Annotated in this window: 17 protein-coding genes and 1 pseudogene; 6 read left to right on the forward strand and 12 right to left on the reverse strand. The window is 41.0% G+C overall.

Going from position 1 to position 19755, the window contains the following annotated elements; genetic code table 11:
• Positions 1 to 447 precede the first annotated feature (447 nt).
• The 3 genes from clpB to rluD form a co-directional block, all read right to left on the reverse strand.
• Positions 448 to 3021, reverse strand: a complete 2574-nt coding sequence (gene clpB, locus PSI23_RS03780; RefSeq protein ID WP_273553832.1) for an ATP-dependent chaperone ClpB — start codon at positions 3019 to 3021, stop codon at positions 448 to 450.
• 130 nt (positions 3022 to 3151) lie between these two features.
• Complete coding sequence (gene yfiH / locus PSI23_RS03785) at positions 3152 to 3895, reverse strand: purine nucleoside phosphorylase YfiH (RefSeq protein WP_273553833.1); 744 nt, start codon at positions 3893 to 3895, stop codon at positions 3152 to 3154.
• A gap of 4 nt (positions 3896 to 3899) precedes the next feature.
• Complete coding sequence (gene rluD / locus PSI23_RS03790; RefSeq protein WP_273553834.1) at positions 3900 to 4877, reverse strand: 23S rRNA pseudouridine(1911/1915/1917) synthase RluD; 978 nt, start codon at positions 4875 to 4877, stop codon at positions 3900 to 3902.
• Between the two features lie 147 nt (positions 4878 to 5024).
• Here rluD and bamD point away from each other — a divergent pair, with 147 nt between their 5' ends.
• The 3 genes from bamD (at position 5025) to pheA (ending at position 7966) form a co-directional block, all read left to right on the forward strand.
• The gene (bamD, locus tag PSI23_RS03795; RefSeq protein WP_273553918.1) at positions 5025 to 5747 is read left to right on the forward strand and encodes an outer membrane protein assembly factor BamD; all 723 of its coding nucleotides are present in this window, start codon (positions 5025 to 5027) and stop codon (positions 5745 to 5747) included.
• Between the two features lie 364 nt (positions 5748 to 6111).
• Positions 6112 to 6444 (forward strand): ribosome-associated translation inhibitor RaiA, encoded by a 333-nt coding sequence (gene raiA, locus PSI23_RS03800; RefSeq protein ID WP_092521344.1) that lies wholly within the window; start codon positions 6112 to 6114, stop codon positions 6442 to 6444.
• A 367-nt stretch (positions 6445 to 6811) separates the two neighbouring features.
• A complete protein-coding gene (gene pheA / locus PSI23_RS03805) occupies positions 6812 to 7966 on the forward strand; it encodes a bifunctional chorismate mutase/prephenate dehydratase (protein ID WP_273553835.1) in 1155 nt (384 codons plus the stop codon).
• A gap of 96 nt (positions 7967 to 8062) precedes the next feature.
• Here pheA and tyrA read toward each other — a convergent pair whose 3' ends face one another.
• Positions 8063 to 9184 (reverse strand): bifunctional chorismate mutase/prephenate dehydrogenase, encoded by a 1122-nt coding sequence (gene tyrA / locus PSI23_RS03810; protein WP_273553836.1) that lies wholly within the window; start codon positions 9182 to 9184, stop codon positions 8063 to 8065.
• A gap of 5 nt (positions 9185 to 9189) precedes the next feature.
• Positions 9190 to 10284: a 3-deoxy-7-phosphoheptulonate synthase gene (locus PSI23_RS03815; protein ID WP_273553837.1), complete on the reverse strand. Its 1095-nt coding sequence runs from the start codon at positions 10282 to 10284 to the stop codon at positions 9190 to 9192.
• A 327-nt stretch (positions 10285 to 10611) separates the two neighbouring features.
• Between PSI23_RS03815 and PSI23_RS03820 the strand changes: the two are divergent.
• A pseudogene (locus PSI23_RS03820) lies at positions 10612 to 10839 on the forward strand (anaerobic C4-dicarboxylate transporter family protein); the annotation flags it as partial.
• Between the two features lie 64 nt (positions 10840 to 10903).
• On the opposite strand, the gene rplS reads toward PSI23_RS03820, so the two are convergent.
• The 5 genes from rplS to ffh form a co-directional block, all read right to left on the reverse strand.
• Positions 10904 to 11257 (reverse strand): 50S ribosomal protein L19, encoded by a 354-nt coding sequence (rplS, locus tag PSI23_RS03825; RefSeq protein WP_010845356.1) that lies wholly within the window; start codon positions 11255 to 11257, stop codon positions 10904 to 10906.
• Between the two features lie 64 nt (positions 11258 to 11321).
• Complete coding sequence (gene trmD / locus PSI23_RS03830) at positions 11322 to 12074, reverse strand: tRNA (guanosine(37)-N1)-methyltransferase TrmD (RefSeq protein ID WP_273553838.1); 753 nt, start codon at positions 12072 to 12074, stop codon at positions 11322 to 11324.
• Between the two features lie 37 nt (positions 12075 to 12111).
• Complete coding sequence (rimM, locus tag PSI23_RS03835; RefSeq protein WP_273553839.1) at positions 12112 to 12660, reverse strand: ribosome maturation factor RimM; 549 nt, start codon at positions 12658 to 12660, stop codon at positions 12112 to 12114.
• An 18-nt stretch (positions 12661 to 12678) separates the two neighbouring features.
• Complete coding sequence (gene rpsP / locus PSI23_RS03840; RefSeq protein WP_047961642.1) at positions 12679 to 12927, reverse strand: 30S ribosomal protein S16; 249 nt, start codon at positions 12925 to 12927, stop codon at positions 12679 to 12681.
• Between the two features lie 137 nt (positions 12928 to 13064).
• Entirely contained in the window at positions 13065 to 14426 is a 1362-nt protein-coding gene (gene ffh / locus PSI23_RS03845; protein WP_273553840.1) for a signal recognition particle protein, read from the reverse strand.
• 350 nt (positions 14427 to 14776) lie between these two features.
• Here ffh and PSI23_RS03850 point away from each other — a divergent pair, with 350 nt between their 5' ends.
• Together PSI23_RS03850 and PSI23_RS03855 are read left to right on the forward strand one after the other, a co-directional pair.
• The gene (locus PSI23_RS03850) at positions 14777 to 15571 is read left to right on the forward strand and encodes a cytochrome C assembly family protein (RefSeq protein WP_273553919.1); all 795 of its coding nucleotides are present in this window, start codon (positions 14777 to 14779) and stop codon (positions 15569 to 15571) included.
• 52 nt (positions 15572 to 15623) lie between these two features.
• Positions 15624 to 16919 carry an HlyC/CorC family transporter gene (locus tag PSI23_RS03855; RefSeq protein ID WP_273553841.1) on the forward strand — a complete coding sequence of 432 codons (1296 nt, stop codon included), beginning with the start codon at positions 15624 to 15626 and terminating at the stop codon, positions 16917 to 16919.
• Positions 16920 to 17484: 565 nt separating this feature from the next.
• Here the strand turns inward: PSI23_RS03855 and luxS are convergent.
• Positions 17485 to 18000 carry an S-ribosylhomocysteine lyase gene (gene luxS, locus PSI23_RS03860; RefSeq protein WP_273553842.1) on the reverse strand — a complete coding sequence of 172 codons (516 nt, stop codon included), beginning with the start codon at positions 17998 to 18000 and terminating at the stop codon, positions 17485 to 17487.
• Between the two features lie 162 nt (positions 18001 to 18162).
• On the reverse strand, positions 18163 to 19722 hold the full coding sequence (gene gshA, locus PSI23_RS03865; protein WP_273553843.1) for a glutamate--cysteine ligase: 1560 nt from the start codon (positions 19720 to 19722) through the stop codon (positions 18163 to 18165).
• Positions 19723 to 19755: the final 33 nt, after the last annotated feature.

Genomic DNA, 19755 nt, shown 5'->3' on the forward strand with positions numbered 1-19755 from the left:
ATTAACTGTTCAGTCACTCTTCAAGACTTGGTATCTTTTTCGCCTTTCGGCGTGGATAGTGTCTTGCGAGTGCCCACACAGATTGTCTGATTCAATTGTTAAAGAGCGGGGGCAACCGGGAAGTGCTTCCGGGTTGCGAGGCTGCGTATCTTACGCATTTCGCCTTCCGTGTCAAGCCTTATTTTTCAAGGCCTTTCACTTTGTCATCCCGACAGGTTTGTGTGTTTGTCGTGACAACGGATGCGCATTATAGGGAGCTTTCTGATACTAGCAACAATTATTTTAAAAAAAAGCCTCAACCGCTTACTTATCACCCAAAATACCATGGACTGGTGTTTTATTAATCTACAAAAAGAAAAAAGAGGTGTTTTTTTCACCTCTTTTTATCTCAACGTTACTTTATCTTCTGTACTTTTTTATATTTATGGGCTTTCCAAGCAAGTAATATCATTGCCTTGGAACAATGCGATTGTCTTCTAGCTCTAAAGTCACTAGTTTACCTGGAATTAACTTGCCAGAAAGAATCTGCTGAGCCAGCGGATTTTCGATCTCTTGCTGAATAGCCCGTTTCAATGGGCGAGCACCGTATACCGGGTCAAAACCTGCTTCACTTAATTTTTCCAGTGCTGAAGGAGTCATCTCTACCTGATAACCTCGCTCTTCCAGACGCTGATATAAACGCTGCAATTGAATATTCGTAATAGATGTCAGATGTTCTTTTCCTAACGGGTGGAATACAACAACTTCATCAACACGGTTGATAAACTCAGGTCTGAAATGATGACCAACCACTTCCATCACCATATTTTTCATCCCAATATAATCCAGTGCACCAAAACGTTCTTGGATCATATCAGAACCTAAGTTAGAGGTCATAATCACAACCGTATTGCGAAAATCAACAGTTCTCCCCTGACCATCAGTCAGACGACCATCATCCAATACTTGCAGCAAGATATTGAAAACATCTGGGTGTGCTTTCTCTACTTCATCCAGCAAAATGACAGAATAAGGACGGCGGCGCACCGCTTCTGTCAAATACCCACCTTCTTCATATCCAACATATCCGGGAGGAGCTCCCAACAGCCTTGAAACTGCGTGTTTTTCCATAAACTCCGACATGTCAATGCGCACCATAGCATCATCACTGTCGAACAAGAAATTAGCTAGCGCCTTGCATAATTCTGTTTTGCCCACACCAGTCGGCCCCAAGAACATGAAAGAACCAATCGGGCGATTAGGATCAGATAGCCCCGCTCTGCTACGACGAATTGCATTCGATACGGCACCAACAGCTTCATTCTGCCCAATCACGCGTTTATGCAATTCTTGCTCCATGCGCAATAATTTATCTTTTTCGCTTTCCAACATTCTGGATACAGGAATTCCTGTCCAGCGAGCAAGTATTTCAGCGATTTCAGAATCTGTGACTTTGTTACGCAGCAGCTTCATATGACGATTTTCTACTGTTGTTGCTGTTGCCAGACGCTTTTCCAATTCCGGAATTTTTCCGTACTGAATTTCAGACATTTTGGCTAAATCACCGTTACGGCGTGCCTTTTCTAATTCAATACGGGCATTCTCTAATTCGGCTTTGATATTCTGAGTGCCACTAAGTTCAGCTTTCTCTGCTTTCCATTCTTCTTCCAATTCAGAATATTCGCGTTCTTTTTCTGCCAATTCCTCGTTCAGCATCTCTAAACGTTTTTTACTGGCATCATCAGACTCTTTTTTCAGTGCCTGCTGTTCAAGCTTCAATTGAATAACGCGACGCTCAAGGCGATCCAGTGCTTCTGGTTTCGAATCCATCTGCATACGCAGACTTGCCCCAGCTTCGTCAATTAGGTCAATTGCCTTGTCAGGCAGCATGCGATCAGAAATATAGCGATGAGATAATGTTGCAGCCGAAACGATTGCTGGATCAGTAATCTGGACATGATGATGCAATTCATATCGCTCTTTCAGTCCACGTAAAATAGCAATCGTGTCCTCAACAGTGGGTTCTGCCACATAAACTTTCTGGAAACGACGCTCCAAAGCCGCATCTTTTTCTATATACTGGCGATATTCATCAAGTGTTGTTGCCCCAACGCAATGCAGTTCACCACGAGCCAAAGCGGGTTTCAGCATGTTACCAGCATCCATTGCGCCTTCGGCTTTGCCCGCTCCTACCATAGTATGCAATTCATCAATAAACAGAATGACTGAGCCTTCTTGTTTGGCAAGATCGTTCAAAACACCTTTCAAACGCTCTTCAAATTCACCACGGTATTTAGCACCAGCCAATAATGCTCCCATATCAAGAGACAGAACACGTTTGTTTTTCAGTCCTTCAGGAGTTTCACCATTAACAATACGTTGTGCCAAACCTTCGACAATTGCGGTCTTCCCAACTCCTGGTTCGCCAATAAGAACAGGGTTGTTTTTGGTTCTACGTTGCAATACCTGAATAGTTCGACGGATTTCTTCATCACGTCCAATGACAGGATCTAATTTGCCTTGTTCAGCACGTTCAGTCAGATCGATTGTATATTTCTTCAACGCTTGACGCTGATCTTCTGCACCTTGATCATTCACTTTTTCACCACCGCGCATCTGTTCTATTGCCTTAGTGATTTTATCTTTGGTTGTTCCCGCAGCTTTCAACATGTCACTCAATGTTCCACGTTCTTCTATTGCTGCCAGAATAAAGAGTTCAGAAGAAATAAAATTATCACCTGTTTTTTGCGCAAGTTTGTCGCATAGGTTTAAATAACGTCCTAGCTCGTTAGATACCTGCACATCTCCACCATTGCCCTCTACTTTCGGCAATCGGCTCAGAGCCTGATTCAGTTGATTATTGAAACTTCCCGTATCCACCCCTGCCGAGGTCAATAAAGGACGAACTGAGCCACCTTCTTGATTGAGTAATGCACTCATCAAGTGGATAGGTTCGATGAATTGATTATCACGCCCTAATGCGAGGGATTGGGCGTCAGCGAGAGCAAGCTGGAATTTATTGGTAAGACGATCCAGACGCATAACACCTCCAATACTGGTCAAAATTTGCTACTGGAGACTAGATAAGGTCCATTCCTTAAATATTCAAGGTCTTCTGAAAAGTTAATTGGGAACTTACCGCTATACGCCAAAGATCGTCCTGTGAAGTAGGTTATCGCAACCAGATTAAAGTTGCCATGCGCCCTGTATTACCATCACGACGATAGGAGAAAAAGTTCTTTTCCTCCGTGACAGTACATGCGGTTCCACCAAAAATCTCTGTTATTCCCATTAACTGCAACTTCAATTTAGCCAGTAAGTAAATATTTGCCAGAAACTTATCACCATAATTATCGCCATAAGGTGTGAAAGCCTGCTCCAAATCAGAATTGACCGTGATGAAAGCTTCCCTAACTTCACTTCCCACCTCAAATTTTGAGGGGCCAATAGCCGGCCCCAACCATGCGCGGATCATGTCAGGTTTTGCACTAAATCGAGACACGGTATTCTCTAGCACCCCTGCACATAATCCACGCCATCCGGCATGAGCTGCAGCAACTTCATCGCCAGAAATACTGCAAAAAATAACTGGCAAACAATCTGCTGTCATCACAGCACAAACCTGCCCGGGTATATTCGTGTAAACGGCATCGGCCTGATTATTTACCAATGACTGACCATCAAGTGTGATAACACGTGTTCCATGTACTTGTTCCAACCATATAGGTTGCTGCTGCAATTGGGCATATTCAACCAACAAGGTTCTATTCTGCTCTACGTATTCTGGAATGTCCCCGACATGATTACCCAAGTTTAAACTGTCATATGGGGACAGGCTTACCCCACCCAAACGGGTAGTACTGCAAGCACCAACATTATCAGGCTGTGGCCAATCAGGAAAAATCAGTGGTGTCATTTACCTACCAATCCATCTCATCTTTGAAAGTTTCGGCATCCGCTTTCATCACTTCAATCAATTTAACCATGTCATCCGGTAATGGAGCATGCCATTCCATCTCAATTCCAGTGATCGGATGGTAAAGACGTAACATGGTCGCATGCAATGCCTGACGATCAAAATTGCGCATCACTTCGCGAAATTCATCAGAGGCTCCTTTTAATGGACGAGGCCGTCCACCGTATAGAGGATCTCCCACCAGTGGGTGTTTTATATGTGCCATGTGTACACGAATTTGGTGTGTTCTGCCTGTCTCCAAACGCAGACGCAAACGGGTATGCGCCCGGAAATGTTCCATAATTCGATAATGGGTAACAGCAGGTTTCCCCATAGGATGTACTGCCATATGTGTCCGTTTTGTTGGATGACGGGAAATGGGTTCTTCTACCGTTCCTCCGGCTGTCATACATCCCAAAGCAACTGCTTCATATTCACGGGTTATTTCACGTAATTGCAAAGATTCTACCAAACGAGTTTGTGCTGGAACGGTTTTTGCTATAACCATTAATCCGGTCGTATCTTTGTCAAGACGATGAACAATACCTGCACGAGGAACATCTGCAATTTCAGGATAACGGTATAACAAGGCATTCAATACCGTGCCATCAGGATTACCAGCCCCTGGATGAACGACCAAATCACGTGGTTTATTGATTACCAAAATATCGTCATCTTCATAGACAATATTCAGTTCGATATCCTGAGGCTCCCAGCGTGCATCTTCTTTAATGATAGCATCAATGGATATTTCTTCACCGCCCAGGACTTTTTCTTTTGGTTTGTTAATTAATTTGCCATTAACTTGAACTTTATCATCCAAAATCCACTCTTTTATACGTGACCTTGAATAATCAGGGAACAATTCAGCCAAGGCTTGATCTAAACGTTGACCAAGTTGAGATTCAGCGACTATTGCATTAAGTCGGATTTGTTGTGCCATATATAGCTTCTATATTTTACGTTGAGTTTTGACGGCGAGGCCGTTTCATTTAAAATAGTGTGCTATTGTAACCCAATATTTTGCCGGGAGCTTCATGGACAGTCTCCCAGAAAACACTCAGAGGATAATCAACACGTGATGATTCGCATGCAATATCTGGTGGCAGTGACCACATTGAGCCTGATTTTATCTGGATGTTCCAGCAATAAGGATGCTGTTCCTGATATCCCGCCATCTCAAATTTATTCGATTGGGCAGGAAAAGCTGCAAGAAGGTAACTATAAAGCGGCAATCAAGCAATTGGAATCCCTTGACACCCGATATCCTTTTGGACCGTACTCCCAACAGCTTCAGTTTGATTTAATCTACGCCTACTACAAATCAGCGGAATACCCACTGGCTCTAGCATCCATTGAGCGTTTCATGCGTCTGAATCCAACCCACCCTAATATCGACTATATACTATATATGCGTGGTTTGGTCTCACAGGCTTTAGATGACAGTACATTGCAAGACTTTTTCGGTATTGAACGATCAAACCGTGATCCTGAACATGCCCGGGCCGCATTCCATAATTTCAACAAACTGATGCGTTACTATCCAAATAGTCAGTATTCAGCTGATGCCACCAAGCGATTAGTATTCCTTAAAGAACGTTTAGCCAAATATGAACTTGCGGTTGTGAAATATTACACTAAACGCAGTGCTTATGTAGCTGTCGTTAATCGTGTAGAACAGATGTTACGAGACTATCCTGATGCTAACGCAACTCGGGAAGCTCTCCCTTATATGGAGTCGGCTTATAAAGAATTGGGTCTGACAGCTGAAGCAAATAAGGTGGCAAAATTAATCACTGCTAACCCTGCATAAGATTCAATCTCATTAGATTTAAACAGGTGATCAAAAACAGCAGCTAAACGGCTGCTGTTTTTTTATCTTTTTAGCTATCTATCTTTATCTAAATCGAATGCATTTGAGTTATATCTTCATTATTTTTATTGCGAAATAATTCTTAATATTAATTATTTCATAAATTTATAATCCCATAACTGACCAATAATGACGCATAATACCTTTCTTCGCAATAAATATTATCTATATCTTCCTTGACTATCACAGTTTTGCCACTTACTTCTAAAATCGCACAGCAAAAGTGATTTAGATCATTCTTTTTACGCAAAAGAGCGCTATGCTGGATACATCAAAGACGGAGCAACATTAAAGAGGTAACTATATGTTAGTAAACATTACCAGCAAACAAATGGAGATTACCCCCGCAATTCGTAGCCATGTGGAAGACCGTCTAAATAAGTTGAGTAAATGGCAAGTCAATCTAATTAGTCCACATATCGTACTATCAAAAGAGCCACAAGGATTCTTGGTTGATGCCACAATTGGTACACCGAATGGTACATTAGTGGCCAGTGCCAAGCATGAAGATATGTACGCTGCGATTAATGAGCTGCTGACAAAATTAGAGCGACAACTCAATAAAGTGCGGCATAAAGCAGAAGCCCGACGTGCAGACAATAGTGTTAAAGAATCTAATCTCAATTTAGAAGTATAATTATCCCTTATTCTTGTCCTCACGCGCTCAATGAGCGCGTTTTTACTGTCATTTAATCATTAACTTTATTTTTCATTTGTTACTCGTTTGAAAGATGAAAAGCCTTCTGTTGACACTTCAATCTAAATAGGTTAATTAAAGTACATTATTGAAACAATCAAGCAATATGCTAACAGGTCAAATGATTATCAAACCGTCTATCTTATTTTTTTTCACCTTCTCATGAGGAGGTTGTTTCGTTTCAGAAAGAATTTTAAGAAGACGAATAAAAACCTCCCATCAGCAGGGAGGTTTTTTTGTTTTACTGGGCACAAAAATATCCACAATACACAAACTATACTCATAATAAGAATGTCAGGAACATGCTATGGAACGAGATTTAGTTAACTTACGAGAAGAAATTAGTAATATTGATGCGGACTTGCTAGATCTACTCGCTAAACGCCGGGAGTTAGCTGGTAACATCGCCCAGACAAAACTGCTTGACTATCGCCCTATCCGAGATAAAAATCGCGAGAGAGAGTTATTGAGTGTATTGATTGATAAAGGTAAATCACGTGGATTAGATGGTTTTTATATTACTCGGCTATTTCAGATGATCATTGAGGATTCAGTTCTCACCCAACAAGCTTTATTACAGCAACACCTGAATCAGACACCTTACGATTCTGCCCGCATTACTTTTCTAGGGCCAAGAGGTTCATATTCTCATATTGCAGCTCGACAATTTGCTGCCCGCCACTTTAATCAACTGATTGAATGCAGTTGCCATAAATTCTCAGATATTTTCTCATTAGTTGAGATTGGTCAGGCTGATTATGGCATCCTGCCACTGGAAAACACCAGCTCAGGAGCAATCAATGAAGTTTATGATTTATTGCAGCAAACTCCCCTATCGCTTGTTGGCGAAATAACCCTGCCCATCAACCACTGTCTATTAATTTCCAGGCAAACTGATATCTCAAAGATAAAAACCGTTTTCAGCCATTCCCAGCCTTTTCAACAATGTAGTCAATACCTCAATAAATATCCTGATTGGAATATTATCTACTGTGAAAGTACTGCTGCTGCTATGCAAAAAGTGGCGGAACTCAATTCACCAGAAGTCGCTGCATTAGGAAGTGAGGCTGGCGGTGCACTCTATGGATTACATGTTTTAGAAAACAATTTGGCAAATCAGCAAGAGAATAGCACTCGCTTTATTGTTGTTGCCCGTAAACCTATTGAAGTATCCGATCAAGTTCCTGCCAAAACTACTTTTATCATGTCAACCGGACAGCAAGCAGGAGCTTTAGTTGATGTACTAATTATCTTAAAGAAACATGATATTCCAATGAGTAAATTAGAATCTCGTCCAATAAATGGTAAACCGTGGGAAGAGATGTTTTATATTGATGTGCAAACCAACCTGCGTTCCATGAAAATGCAACAAGCGTTGAAAGAATTGACAGAAATTACTCGCTTTCTGAAAGTATTGGGATCTTATCCATCAGAAAATGTAATTCCTATTGATCCTGTCTAAAGTAAAAAAACAAAACCGGATGGTTTCTTTAAGATAATCGAACCATCCGGTTTTAATATTTTTCAGTTATTTCAATGTACTATATCTAGCTAACATCTATATTCGACTGTCACTAGCCTGCTGTAAAAGCACTCGGCTCTCCTTCATAAATCGAGCCGCTTCATCACCAAACCAATCACTCACCTGATTAAAGCTTTCAATAAAAGCTGATTTATCTTGATGTTCCAATATTTCCAGAGCCTGCCCGAAACTCTGGTAATACCGACGAATAAGTTCAATGTTTTCAGGACTAGACATAATAATATCAGCATACAACTGAGGATCTTGCGCGAATAATCGTCCTACCATCGCCAGCTCCAATCGATATATCGGTGAAGATAGTGACAACAATTGTTGTAAATCGATATTTTCTTTTGCAAGATGCCGTCCATAAGAAAAGGTAGTGAAATGACGCAACGCCTGAATGAAGCCCATATTTTTATCATGCTTCTTCGCGTTGATTTGATGCAATCTCGCTCCCCACACCAATATCTGTTCCAAAAACCATTGATATGCTTCTGGATAACGCCCATCACAATACACAACCACTTGCTTAGCAAAGCTGCCTACATCTGGTCCAAACATAGGATGCAACCCTAAAACAGGCCCCTGATGTATATCAAGCATCGCATTTAACGGCCTTTGTTTTATAGAAGCCAAATCAACTAAAATACATTGTTCTGGCAAAGGGGGTAATCGGCGAATAATCTTGTCAATCAAATGTATGGGAACGCTGACTATCACCATTCCTGCTCCGGCCAATATAAGTTCGGCGTTATCCCAATCGTCAGCTTCAAGCACTCTGACCTCATAGCCAGACAGTGTCAACAATCGACTGAATAATCTCCCCATTTTGCCTGAGCCACCTACGATAACCACTGGCCCTAAATGGGTGCCGAGTTTTTTAAAACCTTTGTTGTTTTCACTTACATAAGACTCTCGCATAATTCGGCGTAGGATATCTTCAATCAAATCAGGCGGAATTCCCATATTTTCCGCCTCCTGACGGCGGGAAGCCAGCATTTCAGCCTCCCTATCAGGTACGTAAATCGGTAAGCCGAGCTGGCTCTTAACCTCGCCAACTTGCGCTACCAAATTCATTCTTTGCGCCAACAAAGATAATAAGGTTTTATCCACCTCATCAATTTGAGCTCTCAATTGTGACAATTTTGCTGCCATATTGATTATCCTGCTTTTTCCATCATCATATTTCGATTGGCCAAATGTGGAGCAATTTGTTGATGCAGTTTTCTCAATATCTGCTCTGTAATCTGCCAGCTAATACAAGCGTCAGTTACCGAAACACCATATTTCATCTCAGCGCGAGGCTGTTCAGAAGATTGATTGCCCTCATTAATATGGCTTTCCAACATAATACCAATGATGGATTGGTTTCCAGACATTATTTGTTCAGCAACAGAATTCACAACGACGCTCTGACGACGAAAATCTTTATTAGAATTACCGTGACTGCAATCAATCATCAGTGATGGTATCAACCCTGCTTTAGTCATTTGGCGTTCACAATCAGCGACATGTTCTGCGCTATAATTCGGCACTGCACCACCACGCAATATCACATGTCCATTCGGATTACCCTGAGTTTGTAGTAAACAAACTTGGCCTGACTGATTTATCCCCATAAAGCGATGAGGCATTGCTGCTGCTTTCATGGCATTAATTGCGGTATTCAAATTACCATCAGTGCCATTTTTAAATCCGACCGATACAGACAATCCTGATGCCATTTCTCGATGGGTTTGAGATTCAGTCGTTCTGGCACCAATTGCTGACCAGCTAAATAAATCCCCCAAATATTGGGGATTGTTAGGATCAAGAGCTTCATTAGCCAAAGGTAATCCCATTTCTACCAAGTTCAACAACAGTCGGCGAGCAATATGCAACCCAGAATCCATATCAAAGGAGCCATCCATATAGGGATCACTAATTAGACCTTTCCAACCAACCGTTGTACGGGGCTTTTCAAAATAGACGCGCATAACAATATACAGACAATCACTCAATTCGGCAGAAAGTGCTTTCAAACGGTGGGCATACTCCAGAGCAGCATCCACATCATGAATTGAACATGGACCACATACCACTAATAAACGAGGATCACGATGCTGAATAATGTCAGCAATAGTATTACGTGCGTTTGTAATGGCATGTAGATCATTGCTACTCAACGGATATTTCTGTTTCAACTCTTCTGGAGTGATAAGAACCTGTTCATCAAGAATATGAACGTTATTAAGAGCGTCTTTTTGCATGATCATTTCTCTACCTGCCTTGCTTTGTTTTATCTGTTTAATGTTTTTCTAAGTATTTGGTGGATAACATACCATGCATAGTAAAGAATACAATCCAAAAATGTAAATATTACTGATTAACTGTAAATAAATATTTACACAAAGATTTAAAATACTATAGATACCATCAATGTATCAATAAATCACCGAGACTTAATTACACATCAAAATATATAATAAATATTAAAGTTAAACCATTGTAAATCATATTTCACAACTCCACCAAAATAGAAATATTTTATTAACCACTTAAAAATCATTCACTATAAAAATAAGATCTTGATCCCATTTTTAAATGGTGCAATGTTCAAAGCGGGTATGGTTGCGATCTTTTCTGTCTTTGGTGTGGCATGGATGAGCGGTACCTTCTTCCACCCACATTTAGGTGAATTAAAGTTAATTCTAGAAGATGTTGTTCAAGCACAACTATGGACTTATGCTCTAGTACTTTTTTTGGTCTCAAAACTGGTTAACAGTCAAGCCGCAGCTTTAACCGCTATTTTACAACTAAAGCAAATTTTAGAATGTAAAAAGGCCAGCAAATTGCTGGCCTTTAGCGATAACTTTCGGATGTAGCGAAAGCGTATTATTTTGCGTTCAGACGCTCTTTAATACGAGCTGCCTTACCAGAACGCTCACGCAGGTAGTACAGTTTAGCTCTGCGAACAGCACCACGACGTTTAACGTTGATGCTGTCTACGACTGGGGAGTGAGTCTGGAATACGCGCTCAACGCCTTCGCCGTTAGAAATCTTACGAACAGTAAATGCAGAGTGCAGACCGCGGTTACGAATAGCAATAACCACGCCCTCGAATGTCTGCAGACGCTTTTTAGAACCTTCAACGACCCATACCTTAACTTCCACGGTGTCACCCGGACGGAATGAAGGTACGTCTTGCTTCATCTGCTCTTGTTCAAGTTGTTTAATAATGTTGCTCATAATAACTCTCTTACCCTAGGTAAACTGATATATCAAAGACATTCCTTCACGGGGCATGTCTGGATTAATTAGTTGCCTGATCTTGATATTCCCGTTGGAATTCAGATAGCAACATCCTTTGCTCGTCAGTCAGAGCTAGGCTTTCTAGAAGTTCGGGCCTTCTTAACCAAGTTCGGCCAAGCGATTGTTTCATTCGCCAGCGATTAATTTCAGCATGATTTCCCGACAGTAAAACTGGAGGGACTTCCATACCGTCTAACACTTCAGGGCGAGTATAATGTGGGCAATCCAACAATCCATCAGCGAATGAGTCTTCTTCTGCCGATGCTTGACGCCCTAATACTCCCGGAATAAACCGGGATATAGAATCAATCATCGTCATTGCAGGAAGCTCTCCCCCGCTAAGAACGTAATCACCGATAGACCATTCTTCGTCAATTTCGGTTTGGATGACACGCTCATCAATACCTTCGTAACGACCGCAAACCAGAATTAATTTCTCATTTGCCGCCAGTTCACAAACTCCCTGTTGATCGAGTTTGCGTCCCTGAGGTGAAAGATAGATCACCTTTGCACCATCACCCGCCGAAACTTTGGCTGCATGAATGGCTTCCCGTAATGGTTGTACCATCATCAGCATACCTGGACCACCGCCATAAGGACGGTCATCAACAGTACGATGCCGGTCGTAGGTAAAATCCCGTGGACTCCAGCATTCTATACTCAGTAAGCCATTCTTTACTGCCCGACCAGTTACCCCGTAATCGGTTATTGCGCGGAACATTTCAGGAAACAGGCTAATAACCCCAATCCACATACTGCGTCCCACTCATTTAAACCGTATTTACCGGAGATTAAAAACCAGGATCCCAATCTACCTCAATAGTTTTGGTAGCGAGATCGACTTTCTTGATAACCTGCCCATCAAGAAACGGAACCAGCCGCTCCTTGATACCGAATGCATCTTTCAGGTTCGCTTTTATTACCATTACATCGTTAGAACCTGTTTCCATCATGTCATGAATGGTTCCAAGGTTATAACCAGCTGTGTTTATTACTTGGCACCCCATAAGGTCTCTCCAGTAATAATCACCCTCTCCTAGTTCTGGTAATCGGCTAGAATCGACTACAACTTCACAGTTAGTCAGTAAATTCGCAGCATCCCGATCGTCAATATCTTTAATTTTGACGATAATATCCTGATTGTGATATTTCCACGCTTCCAGCTCAACGTGTTGCCATTGCCCTGAGCGTTGAATAAACCACGGTTGATATTCAAAAATGTCTTCGGTGTGTTCGGTGGAAGAAAAAACTCTGAGCCAACCACGAATGCCATACGAAGAACCCAATTTCCCCAATACGATTGGCTCAACAGGGGGCTTTAGGCCAGATTGTCTGCTCATTGTTACCACCGCGACAGATTAAGCTGTTTTCTTAGCGTCTTTGATCAGTGCAGCAACACGATCAGACACAGATGCACCCAGACCAACCCAATGTTCGATACGGTCCAGATCTAAACGCAGAGCTTCTGCATTTCCTGAAGCGATTGGGTTGAAGAAACCAACACGCTCAATAAAACGACCATCACGCGCATTGCGGCTATCGGTCACGACTACTTGATAGAACGGACGCTTTTTTGCGCCGCCACGAGCTAAACGAATTGTTACCATAACATCCTCATTAGTTAGCAAAACAACCAGACTCCATCGAGGAATGGAGTCCAACTGTCCATTTAAAAGCCCGAAAATTTTACTCACTTTGGCGCAAAAAGCAATCCAAAGAACATTTTCTTTCGCAACTTTGTTGATTATCGCCCCATAAACCCAGGTGGCAGCATGCCTTTCATGCCTCGCATCATTTTTGCCAAACCACCTTTCTTCATCTTTTTCATCATGCGCTGCATTTCATCAAACTGTTTCAACAAACGATTGACATCCTGCACTTGTGTACCCGATCCCATCGCAATACGGCGCTTACGAGAACCTTTGATAATTTCTGGTTTTTCACGCTCTTTACGAGTCATGGAATTAATAATGGATTCCATTTTAACCAGAATTTTGTCATCCATTTGGGATTTAACAGCATCAGGGATCTGCGTCATTCCTGGCATTTTGCTCAACATGCTGGTCATTCCGCCCATATTACGCATCTGTTTAAGCTGTTCAAGGAAATCGCTTAAATCAAAACCGTCACCTTTTTTCAGCTTAGACGCCAGTTTTTCCGCTTGGGTACGATCAACTTTGCTTTCAATTTCTTCGATCAATGAAAGCATGTCTCCCATACCCAGAATGCGGGATGCAATGCGATCTGGATGGAAAGGTTCCAACGCATCCGTCTTTTCACCAACACCGAGGAACTTAATGGGCTTACCCGTGATGTGGCGGATGGAGAGTGCCGCACCGCCACGGGCATCACCATCTACTTTAGTCAGAACAACCCCGGTTAGTGGCAATGCTTCATTGAATGCTTTTGCTGTATTCGCCGCATCTTGACCTGTCATCGCATCAACAACAAACAGGGTTTCGACAGGATTGATAGCTGCATGAACTGCTTTGATTTCATCCATCATAGCTTCATCAACATGCAGACGACCTGCTGTATCGACTAACAACACATCATAAAATTTCAACTTAGCATGTTGGATCGCTTTATTGACAATATCAACAGGCTTTTCCTGTGCATCTGAAGGGAAAAAGTCAATTCCAACTGTTTCAGATAAGGTTTCAAGCTGTTTGATCGCTGCCGGTCGGTATACGTCAGCAGAAACAACCAAGACTTTCTTCTTGTTTTTTTCTTTCAGCAGCTTACCTAATTTGGCAACGCTAGTAGTTTTACCTGCACCTTGCAAACCAGCCATAAGAACCACAGCGGGAGGCTGTGTGGAAAGGTTCAGTTCACTGTTAACCTCTCCCATCGCCTTAATCAATTCATTCTGAACGATTTTGACGAATTCCTGACCTGGGGTAAGGCTTTTGTTAACCTCATGCCCCACTGCGCTTTCTTTGATTCGTGCAATAAAATCACGCACGACAGGTAATGCAACATCCGCTTCGAGCAAAGCCATACGAACTTCGCGCAGCGTATCTTTAATATTATCTTCCGTCAGCCGTCCGCGACCGCTGATATTGCGCAATGTGCGCGATAGTCTGTCAGTTAAATTATCAAACATTGTCTCAGCTCAGATATCTACAAGTTGGTCTACTTGTAAGGCAAATTTCACGAATTATAACACGATGATTATGTGATCTCTGCAAAGAGATTCCCAAGTATGATTAACAACGGTTGGAGGCTACTCCTGCTAACGGTATACTTAAATTTTGTATTCAATCCATATCCAATGAATTTCAAGTTACACTACAACGGTAAGAATACTCACCCATAATTACATAACTAATTGTATAAACAAAGAATATGTAATCTAAAGGATATGTGGGCAAAAGGGTTAAGTACAGCCAACAAAACGGTGGCTTGAAAGGTAAAGAGTTAACATTCAACACTATTGCGAAAACGATAAACGTTATGCTGATATTTTCAATTATTGCTTTACTAGCTTATCTCATTAGCCTGACGCTCATCGTGCCAGGTTTACTGCGCCAACAAAACAGTTATCAAAAACTGGCACTTTCTTTCGCAATTATAGCGTTAGTAAGTCACGCCATTGCGTTGAAATATCAAGTTTTTCATGTCAGCAGCGGGCAAAATTTGACATTATTAAATCTAGGCTCAATTGTCAGCTTGCTTGTGTGCCTTATCATGACAGTAGTCGCTTTCCGTGGGCGTGCATGGTTTTTACTGCCAGTTGTTTATAGTTTCGCTATGATCAATTTGATACTGGTCAGTATGATGCCGGGAGAATTCATTACTCATCTTGAAGATAGTGTCGAATTATTCATTCATATTGGGCTGGCATTACTCAGCTATGCCACCTTACTCATTGCAGCTCTTTATGCATTGCAACTTGGTTGGCTGGATTATCAGCTCAAAAAGAAAAAGCTCACCTTTACCTCTGGTATCCCTCCATTGATGACAATAGAGCGGAAAATGTTTCACATTACGCAGGTCGGTGTAATTTTACTAACATTAACGCTATGCACTGGCATCATGTACATGGATGATGTTTTCAGTAAAGAAAATATTCATAAGTCTGTTTTATCTATCATTGCATGGTTCGTCTACGTTATTTTGCTTTGGGGACATTACCATGAAGGGTGGCGTGGCAAGCGTGTTATTTGGTTCAATCTGATTGGCGCATTTATTCTGACACTTGCTTTTTTCGGTAGCAGGTTATTACAGGAAATGATGGTTTATCAATAGTTCAAATTATCACCGTAATAGATTTGTATAAATATTAGGAAGGAATTCTGTTTTGGATCACGTCTCAACAAGCACACTGATTATAATTCTTGTTGTCATGGTTATCGTTTCAGCCTATTTTTCTGCCTCAGAAACTAGCATGATGACAATCAACCGATATCGCTTGCGACATTTGGCTAAACAGGGGAGCGGACCCGCACGCAGGGTTGAATCTCTGCTGCGTCATCCAGATAGACTCATCAGCCTGATCCTTATTGGTAATAATCTCGTCAACATTCTGGCGTCTGCTCTTGCTACTATCGTTGGCATGAGGCTCTATGGCGATGCAGGTGTTGCCATTGCAACTGGTGTACTCACATTCGTTATTCTCATTTTTTCTGAAGTAATGCCAAAAACTATCGCCGCGCTTTATCCTGAAAGGGTGGCATTCCCAAGTAGCTTCTTGCTGCGTCCGCTAGAAAAAATTATGCTGCCCCTTGTTTGGTCCTTTAATAAGATTAGCTTGCTGTTTATGCATTGTTTGGGGATCAAAACCCCTAATATCCGCAATGATGCAGTCAGCAAAGACGAGCTACGTACGATCGTAAATGAATCAAACACTAACCTATCACGCCGCAATCAGGACATGCTGATCTCAATATTAGATCTTGAGAAAGTCACTGTTGGTGACATTATGATCCCGCGTAACGAAATTGTCGGTATTGATATTAACAATGATTGGAAATCCGTTATCAGACAACTGACACACTCCCCACATGGACGCATTGTGCTATATCGTGACTCCCTTGATGATGCTATCGGTATGCTCCGAGTACGTGAAGCATATCGGCTGATGATGGAGAAAAAAGAATTCACAAAAAGAAATTTGCTCAAAGCCGCAGATAAAATCTACTTTATTCCTGTTAGTACTCCGTTGAACATCCAACTTGTCAACTTTCAACGTAATAAACAAAAAGCTGGCTTAATCGTTGATGAATATGGAGATATTCAAGGGCTAATCACTGTTGAAGATATTTTGGAAGAAATTGTCGGCGATTTTACCACCTCCATGTCTCCCACTCTGGCAGAAGAGGTTTTTCCGCAAAGTGACGGTACCGTTCTAGTTGGTGGTACAGCTAACATCCGTGAATTGAATAAAGCTTTCAATTGGGCGCTACCTGAAGATGGCCCAAGAACAATGAATGGAATGATTCTGGAAGAACTAGGCGAAATTCCTGAATTGAACGCTCAAGTGCAGATTAATGAATATAATTTTGAGGTTATTGCAGTACACGATAATGTTATCAAGCAGGTTCGTGTGACACCAATAAATAAAGATACAAAACAAAACATAAAATCCACTGAATAAATTAATAATTATTCAATAACAATATTCAAAATTTAACTACCTGCATATTCTGGGGTAGTTAGAAAATTAAGAAGACTTTTATTTTTAGAAAAAATAGGTGCTAATTTTAAAGTATTTATTATTTAGAGAATTAAGAATAATATATATGATCATTTCTATCCTTTGCATAAAATCGAGGTAGTTTCAAATACTTAAGACATCCCAACCTCTCTGAAGTCATGCCAAAAACAAAAATAATGTTTTTATAAAAATCACCTATAACTCCCTCCATAATACTAATAGCAAAAAACAATAAATGTCAGAGTATCTTGAATATTAGTATTCATGAGAAAATTTCATTTATTCCATAAAAACAAACGAATAATTCTAACCAGTTCCTTATAGGAACTATAAAAAAATGACATTAAACAAACATTAATCTATAGAGGGCCAGCAAAACAAGCCAGCCCCGAAAATATCATCTAATTTTGGTCGACTAACAAAAAAATTTACAACCAAAATAGAATAGATAGCGAGAATCAGGCGTATCATTAATACATAATTCAGCTCCTCGCTTACAGGCAGTCTATACCTGTAGCTCTACGAGTTTTTCTTCTGGCAATGCTAACTCATCGTTCTGATTGACGCGAACATCAGCATCAAGAATATTCTGAGCAATATCTTGAGCTTCTTTTAGTGAGTGCATCTCATACGTACCACACTGATAAATATTTAATTCAGGGATCTGGCTTTGATCTTGAACTTTTAACACATCAGCCATAGCAGCTTTCCAAGCTTCAGCCACTCTCAATTCTTTCGGAGCACCGATCAAACTCATATAAAAACCAGTACGACATCCCATTGGCGAGATATCAATAATTTCAACACCATCACCATTCAAATGATTACGCATAAAACCCGCAAACAAATGCTCAAGTGTGTGAATACCTCTTTCTGGCATCACTGCTTTGTTGGGAACACAAAAGCGTAGATCAAATACCGTGATGGTATCACCATTTGGTGTTGTCATTGTTTTAGCCACCCTAACAGCAGGTGCGGCCATGCGAGTATGGTCAACTGTAAAACTATCCAATAAAGGCATTACTCTACCTCCTAAGGCATCAGATTTTTTACGAAAATTCTTTCAGATAAATGAAACCTTTTCATTTGCGGCTGGTCATAAGATATGAAGACGCGCAAAATTGTTATCATCCCTATTCTCTAAGATATTTTATTCGGCCACCATTGGTGGCCATTTTCTTTTTTAACGCCCAGTATGAAGTTTTAAGTACTCTTCAAAACTCATTTTATCTTGCTGCTCAAGGTCATGTTGGCGTGCTACAGAAGTCTCACGTTCAACCGAAAAATTTTCATCATTCAAAATTGAATAATTTTCTTCAATCAATTCGTTGTGATACTGGTTTGCTAGTTCTAATCCAAAACCCGCTATCCCCTGAGATTTCATCTTATCTAAGACACGCGCGGAAAACGTTAGTGATGGATCTTCAAACATGTTCACCAATTCTTTACAGACTGATTGATATTGAGTTCCTGAACAGGTGTCCAAGACTTCTGCTACTCGCTCTAAATCCCTGAATAATTCCTGTCCCACAGTCTTAAGCGGCTGTTGTTCAATCTCATAACCAAGACCAATAGATAATCCAGGCTTGCGTCCTTCTAAAATAACTTTATTCCAGTTTCCACGGCAACATTCAAGCTCCTCACTTCCCATTTCAGGGGCTTCAGCCAGAACACACCATATCAAGAATAAGTCAAGAAAACGAATTTGAGTTTCATCAACCCCAATGGGAGAAAAAGGGTTAATATCCAAAGAACGCACCTCAATATACTCTATGCCCCCTCTCAACAAGGCATCTGAAGGCGATTCCCCTTCTTTCGTGACTCGTTTTGGACGTATCGGTGCATACAACTCATTTTCAATTTGAAGGACATTAGTGTTGAGCTGTAGGTATTTATCTTCTTTTTTAATACTTATTGCGGCAAAATCTTCCGATGGTTTGTGAATGGCTTTTTTAAGTCCTTCTACATATGTATGGAGATGATTAAAAGTAATATTCAGATCACTTTGCGATTTATTGGTATATCCTAAATCACTCATCCTCAAAGAAGTCGCGTAAGGCAGATAACAAGTCCCTTTTTCTGTTTCCTCAAAAGACAGTGTTGAATTTCGTCCGCATAAGAACGAAGGACAAATTGCAGGTGATGCACCAAATAAATAAGGAATTACCCATCCAAAGCGGTAATAATTGCGAATCAAACGGAAATAGCCATCTGAAATCTGTTCTTTTCCCGTTTCGGTGTCTTTAATACCTAACCATGCCTGCCAGAAACTCATTGGTAGAGAAAAGTTATAATGCACCCCAGAGATTGTTTGCATCAACGCGCCATAACGGTTCTTTAATCCTTCACGATACAGGGTCTTAAAGCGGCCCACGTTGGACGTACCATATTGAGCAAGAGTGATATTCTCTTCTTCATCAATAAAACAAGGCATGCTTAAAGGCCACATTTTTTCATTATCCAGATGCCGAGCTGTATAAGTATGCAAATCTTTAAGGAAAGAAATGGTTCTATCTATGTTGCTATCAACAGGGGTAATAAACTCCAATAGAGATTCAGCAAAATCAGTTGTAATCCATTTATGCGTTAAAGAAGCACCAAGTGATTTTGGATGCTCTGTCTTAGCTAAATGACCGTCTGGAGTAACACGCAATGTTTCACGTTCAATGCCACGGCAAATACCATTTAATACGGTAGGGTTTGCCTCTAACCATGACAATGCTTTTGATACGTCCGGGATCAATTTGTCCTCCCGTGGAGTTTAAAAAGATTATTA

This window comes from Xenorhabdus yunnanensis (assembly GCF_028598805.1).
GTDB classification, from domain to species: domain Bacteria; phylum Pseudomonadota; class Gammaproteobacteria; order Enterobacterales; family Enterobacteriaceae; genus Xenorhabdus; species Xenorhabdus yunnanensis.